We start from the raw sequence: 11,953 nt of genomic DNA, 5'->3' as shown, positions 1-11,953 counted from the left end.
TCAATTGGGGAAGAAATCGGATGGTTAATCTTTTAATTATTAAAGCTTTAAATCTTTTAATACATACTTATGGATACAGAAAATATTAAAATACAGATAAAGACATTCTTCGGATTGGAGCAGATTCTGGCAGAAGAAATCAAGAAATTAGGGGGTAGAAATGTTGAAATTAAAAACAGAGCGGTAAATTGTGAAGGAGATCTTGGTTTTCTTTATAAGATCAATTATTCTGCAAGAACAGCATTGAAAATATTGGTGCCGATTCATGAATTTAAAGCTTTTAATCAGCATCAGTTTTATGACAGGTTATTCAGATTTGAGTGGGAAAACTTCATGGATGTTGACCAGTCTTTCTCTATTGATGCAACGGTAAACTCTGAAACATTCAAACATTCTCAGTTTGTCACTCTGAAAATGAAGGATGCCATTGTAGATTATTTCCAGGAAAAATTCAAAAGACGCCCGAATGTGGAAACGAGAAATCCGGATATTAAATTCCATCTCCATATTGACCGGGAGCTGGTGATGATTTCCATGGATTCTTCCGGAGATCCTTTATTTAAAAGAGGCTACAGAAGAGAGCAGGGGGAAGCACCTATCAATGAAGTTCTGGCAAGCGGAATGCTTCAGCTGGCAGGCTGGGACGGAAAGGGAAATTTTCTTGATCCCATGTGTGGTTCGGGAACATTGCTGATTGAAGCTGCGATGATCGCGATGGATCTTCCGGCACAGATTTTCAGAAAGAGATTCGGGTTCCAGAACTGGAATAACTACGATGCAGATCTGTTTGCAAAGATCAAAGAATTCAGAGTAAACAGAATCAGACAGTTTGACGGGAAAATTGTAGGATACGATATTGATGCAAGAATGCTGAATGCGGCAAGAATGAATGTGGAAGCGGCAGAAATGGAAGATGTTATTGAGATTAAAAAACAAAACTTCTTTGATTCTAAAAAAGAACTGTTCCCGTTATTAATGGTATTTAATCCACCATATGATGAGAGAATTTCCATTAATGATGATGACTTCTATAAAAAGATCGGGGATACCTTTAAAACAAATTATCCGAATACACTGGCGTGGCTGATCTCCTCTGATCTGGAAGCAGTGAAGAAAATCGGATTGCGTCCTTCCAGAAAAATCAAACTTTTCAACGGAAAACTGGAAACAAGATTTTTACAGTACGAAATGTATGAAGGAACGAAGAAAGTACATAAGCTGGAGGGTAATAATTAATAAACTCTGAGAATAAATGTCGTGGAATTTTTTTGATGGACTTGAAATAATTGTCAATGTATTGGAACTATTTGGTTCTGATTCATGTTCAACTTCTGATAGAAGCGGCTAAAAATTTTTCGCTAGAGAAGAAAGATTATGGTGACACTATACCGCAGAAATAAGGTTTTGTCATTGCTAGCAATGACAAAAAAACTCAGCACATTGCTGAGTTTTTTTATTCTTTATTCTTAAGGGCTTCCCGTAACCTTTCGTTTTCCTTTTTCAGAAGCTCTATATAGTCTTTTTGATTTTCCAGAAGAAATTCAGGGACGTTGCAATAATAATTTCCACTTACTGTTGCAATTTCATTATTGCTTACTGTATTGCTTACTGTTCCAATATTATTACTATTGGTATTATTTTCAAAATTATTGATCAGTTTCGCTTCATCTTCTTCATAGATTTCTTCTACAGGAACTTCCAGAAAGCGGGCGATTTTTTCCCATTCGTCATTTCTTATAGATACATCACCACTTTCCTTTCTGGAGTAGTTAGATACATCTGTAGCCATGAAATCTGCCACTTGCTGTTGTGTGATACCTTTTCTTTTTCTTACGTTGCGTAGTTTTTCTTTTTGCATGACCCGTATTTTCTACAAATATGCAAAATATTACGCGAAAAAATATTCCTTTTTTTCAGAAATTGCAGGGGAAAAAGTTTTCTCAATTATTGAGAAGCTTTTTGTATACAGTTAGAGTAGCGCTTTTTCTACTTCCATTGCCATTCCGTAGGAATCTAAAATCAGATGCTATGATTTGAATAATAAAAAGGTTGTACCCGTCAGTACAACCTTTTTTTATCTTGCCAGTGAAGGGGCAAACCCATACTGTTTTTTAAAAGCATGCGAAAAATGCGACAGGTCCTCAAAGCCTACTTCCAGAAAAACATCGGAAGGTTTTTTATTCTTTTCTGACAAATGATAGTAGGCCAGTTCAAGACGCTTTTGGGTAAGCCACCGTTGCGGAGTGGTCTGAAAAATTTTTCGGAAATCCCGGTTGAACGTAGATAAGCTTCTTCCTGTCAGATAGCCAAATCGTTCCAGAGGCATATTGAACATATAATTCTTTTCCATAAAATTAATCAGGTCCACTTTTCCCGGCTCATCAAAATCAGCAAGTACAGCATCTATATCCGGATCAATTTCCCTTAAAATACTGATGGCCTCAGTGATCTTTAAATCAGCAATGTTTTCAGGAAACGGCCCTTCAATTTCAAAATAAGGAATAAGTGAGGTAAGACAGCTCTTCAGAAGCGGGTGGCTGCTGAAACTGTGGATACTGGATTCCCGCTGGCTGTTTTTCTTTTGATGATCAACAGAACTGTAAAAATCTCTGAGGCGCTCTGTCGTAAGATGCATCACTACAGCCTTATGTGGCAGCCCGTCTTTCGGATAATTGATAATGGTAGCAAGATGATTTCTTGGAATCAGGAAAATATCTCCTGTCTTAAATAAATAGGTTTTATCTGCCTGGATAATTTTTGTTTCTCCTGATATGAACCAGACCAACATATGGTATTCAAAAACCGTTTCCGTTTTGAAGAGCCTGTCATCATAACTGGAAAGCTTGATATCCGGTGTGAGGTATTGTATCTGGAAATCCATTGTCAAAAGTTTAATATTACAAATGTATTTAAAAACAATTACTTGGTTTCAAACCGGAATCCAAGCATCTCTTCACTTAATTTCCATAAACGTTCTGCATTTTCCGTATCAATAGAATAGGGCTGTACTCCACGGATGGTTGCCGGTTCATCAAACCTGTGCTCAATTTGTCCTCTGTCTATTTCAGCAATATCACAGTTTTCACAGTAAACGCCTCCGATTTCTTGAAGTAACGGACTTACAGCACACCAGACTGTAGTGGCAGCTCCTTGTGGGATTGTTTTTAACCGGGTTTGTACTTCAGGTTTGATATTTCCGTTTTCATCGTGTGTCCCAAGCTGTTTAAAAAGTTCGATAGGTTCTTCTCTTCCCAGATCAGTCCCATACACAGAACCCGGATGAACAGAATAGGCTCTGATATGGTGTTCTTTACCTCTTTCATCCAATGCTGCAGCAAATAAATTACAGGCCGTTTTGGATTGTCCGTATCCGGAAAGGGTATCATACTCTCTCCTCTCAAAATTGGGATCTTTAAAATCAAACGGTGCCATCTGATGTCCATAAGAAGAAACACTGATAACCCGTGCACCATTTGATTTTTTCAGTGCCGGCCATAGTTTTGCGGTAAGATGGAACTGTCCCAGATAATTGGTTGCCAGTTGAGACTCGATGCCTCTGCTGTCCCTGCGGAGAGGTACCCACATGATTCCTGCATTATTAATAAGAATATCCAGACTCCGGCCTGATGCTGTAAATCGTTCTGCAAAAGCATCAATGGATGCCGGGTCCATCAGATCCATTTTTTCAAGTTCAATATTTTCAATTCCTGTGAGATTTTTTCCTGCCTTTTCAATATCCCTTGCAGGAATAATAACATGGGCTCCGGCTGAAGTAAGTGCTTTTGTGGTTTCGAGACCTATTCCTGCATAACCGCCGGTAATGATCACCGTTTTTCCGGTCAGATCAATTCCCTGAATAACTTCCTGAGCTGTTGAATAAGCATTAAAGCCTGAGTTAATAGGTTGCTGTAATGCGCTGATCATTGTTTCCATTTTTTATTGGTTTAAATTTCTATAGCAAAATTAGGATGGATTCCCGGTGCTTATTTTGTTTAAAATGCCAAATAACTTGGTCCAGAATTTCATGTGTAATCCCCATTCATTAAGGTAAATAAACTCAATATCGTTAATTTCTCTGAATAAGCTGTTAAACTGTTTGTAGGTTGTTCCGCGAATAAGTAATTTTGAAAAATTTTCAATTTGAAGCCCACTATTTCCATTGTCGTTGCTATTTATAACCGAAAAGACGAACTTTTTGAGTTGCTGACTTCCCTTACCCAGCAGACGGATAAGGAGTTCGAGATCATTATTGTAGATGATGGTTCTCTCATCGACCTGAAGCCTACCATTAAAAATTTTGATGGAATTCTGGATATTAAATATTTCAGAAAAGATAATTCAGGACCCGGACTGACCCGAAACTATGGTGCAGCAAGAGCAGCAAATGAGTGGCTGGTATTTGTAGACAGTGATGTCATCGTTGAAAAAGATTATATAGAGCATATTAAAAACGATATCCTGACCATTCCCTGTGATGCTTTTGGAGGAGCAGATAAAGCGCATAAAGGATTTAACCTGATGCAGAAAGCCATTTCCTATTCTATGACATCGGTGTTTACAACCGGAGGAATCAGGGGAAGTAAGAAAGCGGTTTCCAAATTTCAGCCCCGAAGTTTTAATATGGGCGTGAAAAAAGAAGTCTTTAAGAAAGTGGGCGGGTTTTCTGAAATGAGAATCGGTGAGGATCCGGATCTTTCTATGACGCTTTGGGAAAACGGATTTACCACTGCTTTTTTTGATGATATTGCCGTTTATCATAAACGCAGAGTCGATTTTGGGAAATTTTCCAAACAGGTCTATCAGTTTGGTTGTGCAAGGCCGATTCTTAACCAGAGACATCCGGATTATGTGAAAATCTCTTTCGCATTTCCTACCTTATTTATGTTAGGATATGTAATGGGCTTCCTGGAGTATTTCATCATGCATAGAGGAATCATCCTTGCTTTTTATGGCTTGTATACTTTCCTGGTGTTGTTTCATGCCTTATTCCTGACTAAAAATATCAGTATTGCCGGAATGGCGGTTATTTCCACTTATATCCAGATGTTTTCTTACGGATATGGTTTCTTAAAATCCTGGATTTTGCTGAATGTTTTCAGAATGAAACCTGAGGATGCCTTTCCGCATCATTATTATAAGAAATAGTAAGATGTAATTTTTAAGTTTGGGCTAAAGCCCATTCCTATTGATTTTCTTTAGCAGGAATTATTATACACAAAGTTGTCATTCCGTAGGAATCTAAAATTATATGTTGTGATTTAAACCAAAATAAAAAAGGCTGTTTCAAAAACGAAACAGCCTTTTACAATAAATTTAGGATATGGAAATGTTTTCATGGTGGTTAAGAACTCCTACTTTCAGCATACATTCCTTCATTTTCTGGTAAGTTCTTTTGATATCGTGGTCAAGACCGATGGAGAATCTGATCAGCCCGTCAGAAATGCCTATGGAAGCCCTTTCTTCTTCAGGAATTTCAGAGGAGGTAGATTTTCCTGAGCATGAGAATAAGGTTTTATAGAAGCCTAAGCTTACTGCGAGATAACCCAGGTTTTCTGTCTGCATCAGTTCCATCAGTTCGTTTGCTTTTTCTGTAGTTCCGGCATCCAGCGTCAGCAATCCTCCGTATCCGTACTCTTCATGAATCATGCTTTTCATCAATTCATGGTTTTTGTGTGATGGCAATCCCGGATAAGATACTTTTAATCCGTCTTTTTCGAATCTTTCCGCAAGATACATGGCATTGTGGCTATGTTGTTTGATTCGGATATGTAATGTCCTCAGGTTTTTCAGAATGCTTGAAGATCTCAAACTGTCCATCGTAGGCCCAAGAAGCATACATGCTCCTGAATTCACATTTTTAGTATCGTCAATGAAAGCCTGTGTGGCACAATATACACCTCCTACCGTATCACTGCTTCCGTTGATGAATTTTGTCAGGCTGTGAATCACAACATCTGCCCCGAATAATGTAGGAGAGATCGAAAGAGGAGAGAAGGTATTGTCTACAATCAGTTTCAGGTTATGTTTTTTACAGATTTCAGAAAGTTTTCGAAGGTCTGCCACCTCAAGAAGCGGATTGCTCACACTTTCGCAATAAATAACCTTAGTATTGGGAGTGATGGCATTTTCTATAGATTCGAAATTGTTGATATCAACAAAAGTAGTTGCTACATTAAACTGGGGAAAGAAGTTTTTAAGAAAAGCATAGGTTCCTCCGTAGATGGTTCTGCTTGAAATAATATGGTCTCCGCTTTTGCATACCTGCATTAAAACGGAAGTGATAGCTCCCATACCGGATGCTGTAACATTGGCTGATTCTGTGTTTTCCATCTTGGCAAGAGCCTGAGCCAGGTAAAGGTTCATCGGGGATGAATGTCTGGAATACAGATAGCATCCTTCAGCATTTCCTTCAAAAGTATCAAACATGGTCTTTGCAGAAAGGAATGTATACGTAGAGCTGTCAGAGATAGAAGGATTCACTCCTCCGAATTCACCAAAATACTGAAGATCCTGGATCTCATTGGCTGCGTTAAAGTTTTCCATAAATATCGTTTTTATTTTATGGTCTCAATTTGCATTAATTTGTTAATTATTACAACATAAATTTGAATTTATAGAAAATAAAACTGTAAAATATTGGTTATTTAGAAAAAATATTTAGTATCTTCGGGATTGTTAAATTTTCACCAAAAAAATATCTATGGAACTTGACGAAACTGACAGGAAACTCCTGTATTTTTTACAGGAAGACTGCAAACAAACCACCAAAGAACTGTCCGGTAAGCTGGGATTGTCTGTTACAGCAATTTATGAGCGTGTCAAAAAGCTTGAAAATGCGGGCGTTATTTCAAAATATGTAGCCTTGCTGGACAAGAGTAAAGTTAAGAAAAACTTTATTGTGCTTTGCCACGTAAAATTAAGCCAGCACAAAAAAGAATTTGTACTTCAGTTTGAGAAGGAAGTGATGGATCTTGAAGAAGTTACAGAATGCTTTCATGTAAGCGGAGATTATGATTATATCCTTAAGATAGGGGTGAAAGATATTGAAGATTACCGCAGTTTTATGCTGACGAAACTTACAACGCTTCAGCATATTGCAAGCACACACAGTTCATTTATGATTTCCGAAGTAAAAAATACAACAGCAATCGTATTATAGATTACCGAAACTTTTGACTTAAATTGAACGGGAGATTAATCCTTATCAATCTCCTTGGTGACTTTATCAATAAAATAATGAAGCCTTTTAATCTCGGTTCTGCCTCTGTTTTTGTCATTCAAAAAACAGGTCGTCACGATAACCGTTTTTAAATCCGGGATGACACAGATAAGCTGTCCTCCATAGCCGGTTGCTACAAAAGCCTGGTGACCGTTGGTTTTTCTTCGCCACCAGTAATAGCCATATCCGTTGGCATCCGGCATTACATCCCAGGAATCCAGTTTTACGTGTTCAGCTGTAGATTCCTGGATCCACTTCTGGGATACAATCTGCCTGCCTCCCAATTTTCCGTTGTTCAGGATCATTAAGCCAAATTTCAACATATCTTCAGGCTTCATAAAAAGCTCAGACCCTGCAAGATTTCTGTTCATTGAATCCGTATCCCATTGGGAAACGTTCATTTTTAAAGGTCTGAAAAGATTTTCTGTTGCAAATTGCTTCAGACTGGTTTTTACAATTTTTGCCAGTGCAGCGCCAAAAAGGTGAGATTCGCCGCTGTTGTAATTGAATACAGTTCCCGGATACTCCTCAAAAGGAAGATCCAGCACAAACTTCACAGGATCACCGGAAAATGACATCGCTGTTGAGATTTTTGAATTTTCAACCCAGTCAAATCCTCCCTGCATGGTCAGCAGATTTTTTAACGTTAATGTATTTCTTATTGAATCGTGAAGCACTTTTCCTTCGATATTGGAAATATTTTTGAAACTGCTCCTTGAAACATTGTATTCCGGAAGGATTTTTAAAACCGGAGTGTTGAGATTGGGAAGTAAGTTTTTATCCTTTGCAATTCCCGCAAGAACAGAAACGATACTTTTGGTAACAGATTTTATACTGAAAACAGTCTCTTTGCCGGCTCCGTGAGAATATTGCTCATAAATTATCCTGTCATTCTGAGAAACAATGAAAGATCCCAGAGAAGGAATACTGTCGTTGATTTCTTTGGTAAATCTGTCTGTGAATTCTTTGGGTAATTCTTTGTTGAAAGCAGCCTGTGACTTTACTTCAGGACAGGATAGGATAAGACACAGCATTGTCATAACCTGCAGTACTTGCTTGGATCTCATTGTTAAAAAAAAGGATAAATTATTAGTGGAGAAAATTATAAATTAAAATCTGTCCGAAATAGAATAATACCCCAATTTTGGACAGATTTCAGCTGATGTTTTCAACTCTCTAAGTTATGAAATAACAATGAAATTTGAAATATACTTTGAAATTTTTTTACAATGATTTTTGGAAAAAGAAATTATACCAGAACTCCGTTTTTGGAAGAGATAGGATCAGGAAGTTCTGTTTCTCCGCCTAGCTGAAGAAGATCAATTTCAATGGTTCTGCAGATAGAAAGCATAGGAACGTCAAACATCAGCCCTGCAAAAGGATTTTCGGAATAATCTCCCACCAGTTCCATAATGATATAGATCCATCCGATGATGATACAGAAAGGAATTGAGGTCCAGATTCCCCAGTCGCCAAGCTTTGCGAACTCGTTTACCAATCCTAATGGAAGAAGCATGATAAACAGGATATTAAAAACAAAGGCTGTACTGGCAAATTGTCTTGGTGAAGGAAATTTCTTGATTCTTTCTGCCTGCCCCTGGAAATTATAAAATTCATTCAGACTGTTCTGCAGCTGAGTCTGGTTAAAATCTGTGATAGCATTCATGTTTTTCAGCTCATTGATATCTTTTGCCTGTTGGGCAATCAGGTAAGTAGCGAAGTTTTTATAATCATTTTTAAGATCATATTCCTCTTCTGAAAGGTATTTATGTAAGAAAATAGGAGCTCTTCCGTAATCAGGAAATCCTGCTTTGATCAGTCTGTTCCTTCTCAGGTTGATGTTCCCGAATTTATTTTCTGTACTGATATGCTCCCATTCCGTTGGAACCAGAAGCTGCTCACGGAAAGTATACAGCCATGCAATATGGCGGTAAACAATTTTTCTTTTACGGTCTTCAAGATCAAATACACCGATTTCTTCATTTTTAGTATCAAAAGCGTATACCATAGAAGCAAACGAGCGGCTTGAATTCACAATTCCACCCCAGATTTTTCTGGCTTCCCAAAGTCTGTCGTACGCCTGGTTGTTTTTAAAACCCACAAGGAATGCTTCTGCAGTACCAATCAGGGCAACAGGAACCCATGGAATGGTCATCCATTGCCAGTTGAAGAAATAGAACAGCACAGCGATCAGGGTACACCAGATTGAAATCAGGATGAGGTGAAAACCTGATAAATTGAGAACCTGCTTATAATTAACATATTTGGTTGTAATCATAAAAACGTATGAAATTTGGAGTGCATATAAACAAAATGAATACCAAAATGAGGTATCCGTTCTGTTTATTAAAATTAATAAAAAAACCTCTGAAAAATCAGAGGTTTCATATATTTAATATTTCAGCATTTCTTCGATCTTCTTGGAAAGCTTCTCTGCATTCGGAAGCATTTCTTTTTCCAGTACAAGATTGATGGGTACAGCAGGTACATCCAGTGATCCCATTGTTTCTACAGGAGCATCAAGATACCTGAAGCAGTTTTTAGAAATACGGTGTGCAAATGCTTCTGCAAATGAGTTATTAAGTTGCTCTTCAGTTAGAACAATACACTTTCCATGTGTTTTCACTTTTTCGAAAACAAGTTCTTCATCAAGAGGAATTAAAGTTCTTAAATCGATCACTTCAACTCTTCCGTTGAAATTTTTGGCTGCTTCTTTAGCCCAGTAAACACCCATACCATAAGTAACGACCAATAAAGTTCTGCCTTTTTCTGTTTCAGCCTGATCAGCTTCGATGATTACTTTACCTTTTCCGAACGGAAGTATATAGTCTTCGGCCGGTTCTATGGTTTTTGCATCTTCAGTTCCCGGAACTTTACTCCAGTATAATCCTTTGTGCTCAAGCATCACTACAGGATTCGGGTCGTAATAGGCTGCTTTTAATAAACCTTTAAAGTCTGCAGCATTGCTTGGGTATGCTATTTTGATTCCTTTGATATTGGCAAGAATACTTTCAACACTTCCACTGTGGTAAGGTCCGCCACCTCCATATGCTCCGATAGGAACACGGATAATATTGCTTACCGGGAATTTCCCGCCACTTAAATAACTTGATTTTGAAATCTCTGTAATTAACTGGTTAATACCCGGATAGATATAGTCAGCAAACTGAACTTCAACGATCGGTTTTAATCCAACAGCACTCATGCCAGCTGTAGACCCAATAATATAAGCTTCCTGAATAGCCGTGTTAAACACTCTTTTGCTTCCGAATTTTTTTCCTAGCGTAACCGTTTCACGGAAAACCCCACCTATCCTTTCTCCTACATCCTGTCCATAAAGAAGGGCCTCAGGATGTTTCCACATTAATTCCTGAATGGCGTGGATTGCGGCGTCTACCATTACAATTTTTTCACCGTTAGCAGGTTCACGTGTTCCTGTTTCTTCCGTGATAGGAGTAGGAGCAAAAACATGCTGCATTACGGTTTCAGGCTTCGGGTCTTCTGCGTTTTTAGCTTTTTCGAAAGCTTCTTCTGTTTCAAGACGTGCTTTTTTTGTAATTTGCTTTAAAAGATCTTCGTCAACACCTGCTTCCAGTAAATATTTTCTAAGGATTTCTCCCGGATCTTTTGCTCTGTGTTTAGTTAAATCTTCTTCATCTCTATAGAATTCTCTTCTTACTCCGGAAGTATGATGTCCGATCAGTACTGTTTTGGCGCAAACAACTAAAGGTTTTCTTTCCGTTCTTACAAAATCTACAGCTTTTTTCATAGCTTCGAAACTTTCCACAAAATCAGTTCCGTCTACTCTCATTCTGCTTAATCCTGTGAATCCTGCTACAAAATCGTAGGCGTCACAAGTTCTTGCTTCTTCCTTGGTTACAGAAATTCCCCATTCATTATCCTGAACAAGAAAGATGATAGGAAGCTGGTGCAGGGCAGCAAACTGTAATGCCTCACTCACTTCACCTTCTGTAACTGAATTGTCCCCAAGACTGCAGACAACAACAGGGTTGTTTTCAAAATTCTGAAGGTTAAAATCCTGAATATATTTGATTCCCTGTGCTACTCCCGTCGTAGGTATAGTCTGCATTCCGGTTGCGGAACTCTGGTGAATGATCTTTGGCTTGTTCTCATCTCTGCTGGAAGGATGCGAATAGTAAGATCTTCCTCCCGAAAAAGGGTCGTCAGCTTTAGCCAGTAATTGGAGCATTAATTGGTAAGGTTCAAAACCAATGCCTAAAAGAATACTTTCATCTCTGTAATAAGGAGAAACCCAGTCTTCTTTTTTTAACTGATAAGCTGTTGCAAGCTGGATGGCTTCGTGACCTCTTGAAGTACTGTGAACATATTTGCATACGTTTCTGTTTTCTTCGTAAATATCAGCCATTGCCTTGGCGAGCATCATATGATTATACGCTTTGAGTAATATATCTTGAGAAACTTTTTCGTGAAGTGCATTTTCCATAGGAAGCAAATATACATAAAAAAACAAAATACTAACAACTGTTAGTATTTTGTAATAAATTCATTGATTTACTGCATATTCTATAATTATTTTTTTTAAGATAAGTCTTTTTTAGCCTTCTGTTTTGCTAATTTAAGTGTGAGAAGATAAATGAATTTCTGGATAATTATAATAATTAAGTTTTTTTATAGGCTATTGATTTCTATGCGCAGTTAAGGTATTTTTATTGATAATTTCGATATTGAGTTTCAAAAATGTTGATTGTTTAT

General features: G+C 37.8%; 10 protein-coding genes. 3 read left to right on the top strand and 7 right to left on the bottom strand.

Translation table 11 applies throughout. The features are described from left to right. The first annotated feature begins 69 nt into the window (after positions 1–69). Entirely contained in the window at positions 70–1,236 is a 1,167-nt protein-coding gene (locus ACR1PO_RS13200) for a THUMP domain-containing class I SAM-dependent RNA methyltransferase (RefSeq protein ID WP_433987051.1), read from the top strand. 217 nt (positions 1,237–1,453) lie between these two features. Here ACR1PO_RS13200 and ACR1PO_RS13195 read toward each other — a convergent pair whose 3' ends face one another. The 3 genes from ACR1PO_RS13195 to ACR1PO_RS13185 all read right to left on the bottom strand — a co-directional run bounded on the left by ACR1PO_RS13195 (position 1,454) and on the right by ACR1PO_RS13185 (position 3,933). Continuing rightward, positions 1,454–1,858: a helix-turn-helix domain-containing protein gene (locus ACR1PO_RS13195; RefSeq protein ID WP_433987050.1), complete on the bottom strand. Its 405-nt coding sequence runs from the start codon at positions 1,856–1,858 to the stop codon at positions 1,454–1,456. A gap of 216 nt (positions 1,859–2,074) precedes the next feature. Continuing rightward, positions 2,075–2,881 (bottom strand): helix-turn-helix domain-containing protein, encoded by an 807-nt coding sequence (locus ACR1PO_RS13190; protein WP_433987049.1) that lies wholly within the window; start codon positions 2,879–2,881, stop codon positions 2,075–2,077. Between the two features lie 38 nt (positions 2,882–2,919). Next, entirely contained in the window at positions 2,920–3,933 is a 1,014-nt protein-coding gene (locus ACR1PO_RS13185) for an SDR family NAD(P)-dependent oxidoreductase (RefSeq protein WP_433987048.1), read from the bottom strand. Positions 3,934–4,140: 207 nt separating this feature from the next. On the opposite strand from ACR1PO_RS13185, the gene ACR1PO_RS13180 reads away from it, so the two are divergent. After that, on the top strand, positions 4,141–5,145 hold the full coding sequence (locus ACR1PO_RS13180) for a glycosyltransferase family 2 protein (RefSeq protein WP_332389120.1): 1,005 nt from the start codon (positions 4,141–4,143) through the stop codon (positions 5,143–5,145). A gap of 168 nt (positions 5,146–5,313) precedes the next feature. Here the strand turns inward: ACR1PO_RS13180 and ACR1PO_RS13175 are convergent, their stop codons facing one another. Next, positions 5,314–6,543: an aminotransferase class I/II-fold pyridoxal phosphate-dependent enzyme gene (locus ACR1PO_RS13175; RefSeq protein WP_433987047.1), complete on the bottom strand. Its 1,230-nt coding sequence runs from the start codon at positions 6,541–6,543 to the stop codon at positions 5,314–5,316. Positions 6,544–6,700: 157 nt separating this feature from the next. Here ACR1PO_RS13175 and ACR1PO_RS13170 point away from each other — a divergent pair, with 157 nt between their 5' ends. Beyond that, a complete protein-coding gene (locus ACR1PO_RS13170; RefSeq protein ID WP_332389122.1) occupies positions 6,701–7,159 on the top strand; it encodes an Lrp/AsnC family transcriptional regulator in 459 nt (152 codons plus the stop codon). 35 nt (positions 7,160–7,194) lie between these two features. Here ACR1PO_RS13170 and ACR1PO_RS13165 read toward each other — a convergent pair whose 3' ends face one another. The 3 genes from ACR1PO_RS13165 to ACR1PO_RS13155 all read right to left on the bottom strand — a co-directional run bounded on the left by ACR1PO_RS13165 (position 7,195) and on the right by ACR1PO_RS13155 (position 11,684). After that, the gene (locus tag ACR1PO_RS13165; protein ID WP_433987046.1) at positions 7,195–8,286 is read right to left on the bottom strand and encodes a serine hydrolase domain-containing protein; all 1,092 of its coding nucleotides are present in this window, start codon (positions 8,284–8,286) and stop codon (positions 7,195–7,197) included. A gap of 182 nt (positions 8,287–8,468) precedes the next feature. Next, entirely contained in the window at positions 8,469–9,497 is a 1,029-nt protein-coding gene (locus ACR1PO_RS13160; protein WP_131438487.1) for a bestrophin family protein, read from the bottom strand. A gap of 114 nt (positions 9,498–9,611) precedes the next feature. Beyond that, the gene (locus tag ACR1PO_RS13155; RefSeq protein WP_433987045.1) at positions 9,612–11,684 is read right to left on the bottom strand and encodes an alpha-ketoacid dehydrogenase subunit alpha/beta; all 2,073 of its coding nucleotides are present in this window, start codon (positions 11,682–11,684) and stop codon (positions 9,612–9,614) included. Positions 11,685–11,953: the final 269 nt, after the last annotated feature.

Origin of the sequence: Chryseobacterium amylolyticum (genome assembly GCF_051011775.1) — a bacterium.
GTDB lineage: Bacteria > Bacteroidota > Bacteroidia > Flavobacteriales > Weeksellaceae > Chryseobacterium.
This window is presented reverse-complemented; position numbering and strand designations above follow the sequence as displayed.

Excerpts from the sequence above, each read along its gene's own strand:
- ACR1PO_RS13200 (WP_433987051.1), top strand. The coding sequence starts at position 70 with ATGGATACAGAAAATATTAAAATACAGATAAAGACATTCTTCGGATTG.
- ACR1PO_RS13195 (WP_433987050.1), bottom strand. The coding sequence starts at position 1,858 with ATGCAAAAAGAAAAACTACGCAACGTAAGAAAAAGAAAAGGTATCACA.
- ACR1PO_RS13190 (WP_433987049.1), bottom strand. The coding sequence starts at position 2,881 with ATGGATTTCCAGATACAATACCTCACACCGGATATCAAGCTTTCCAGT.
- ACR1PO_RS13185 (WP_433987048.1), bottom strand. The coding sequence starts at position 3,933 with ATGGAAACAATGATCAGCGCATTACAGCAACCTATTAACTCAGGCTTT.
- ACR1PO_RS13175 (WP_433987047.1), bottom strand. The coding sequence starts at position 6,543 with ATGGAAAACTTTAACGCAGCCAATGAGATCCAGGATCTTCAGTATTTT.
- ACR1PO_RS13170 (WP_332389122.1), top strand. The coding sequence starts at position 6,701 with ATGGAACTTGACGAAACTGACAGGAAACTCCTGTATTTTTTACAGGAA.
- ACR1PO_RS13165 (WP_433987046.1), bottom strand. The coding sequence starts at position 8,286 with ATGAGATCCAAGCAAGTACTGCAGGTTATGACAATGCTGTGTCTTATC.
- ACR1PO_RS13160 (WP_131438487.1), bottom strand. The coding sequence starts at position 9,497 with ATGATTACAACCAAATATGTTAATTATAAGCAGGTTCTCAATTTATCA.
- ACR1PO_RS13155 (WP_433987045.1), bottom strand. The coding sequence starts at position 11,684 with ATGGAAAATGCACTTCACGAAAAAGTTTCTCAAGATATATTACTCAAA.